General features: G+C 38.3%; 1 protein-coding gene. It reads left to right on the forward strand.

All coding sequences use genetic code 11. From position 1 onward, the window contains the following. Positions 1-54 precede the first annotated feature (54 nt). Positions 55-618, forward strand: a 564-nt coding sequence (locus HMPREF0851_RS15220) for a recombinase family protein (protein ID WP_001082310.1), incomplete at its 3' end; no start/stop codon positions are given.

Consider the following 618-nt stretch of genomic DNA (forward strand, 5'->3'; position numbering starts at 1 on the left):
TAAAAATGGTATAATAGGATTATAAGGTGTGTGAACTCCAAAAGGAGAAAACACATGAACAGAACTTTGACAATTTCAGATTATAAACAAGTAGATACTTCAAAACTTTCAGATATTACGGTGATTTATTGTCGCTTAAGTCAAGATGATGGACTGGACGGAGATAGTAACTCAATTATTAATCAGAAGAATATTCTTCTTGATGTGGTAGCGAGAGAAAAACTGCCAAATCCAGTTCTTTTCGTTGATGATGGTTTCAGTGGAACAAACTTCGACCGTCCAGCTATTTCGGAAGCTCTGCGTTTGGTGGAAAATCGGCAAGTTTCAAACTTCGTCGTTAAGGATTTAAGCCGTTTAGGGCGGTCTTATATCAAGGTTGGTCAACTAACGGAAATCACTTTTCCTAGCTTTGATGTTCGCTTTATTGCTTTAAATGATGGTGTAGATTCAAATAAGCCTAATGAAACTAATTCTATTTTCTTGCCAATCAAGAGTTTAATGGATGAAATGTATGCGGCAGATACCAGCAAGAAGATTCGGGCGGTGGTGCAAGCTAAAGCGAGAGCTGGCGAGCGTGTCACAGTAAATCCACCTTACGGCTATCTCAAAGATTCAAAT

Source organism: Streptococcus sp. M334, from assembly GCF_000187745.1.
Taxonomy (GTDB): Bacteria; Bacillota; Bacilli; order Lactobacillales; family Streptococcaceae; genus Streptococcus.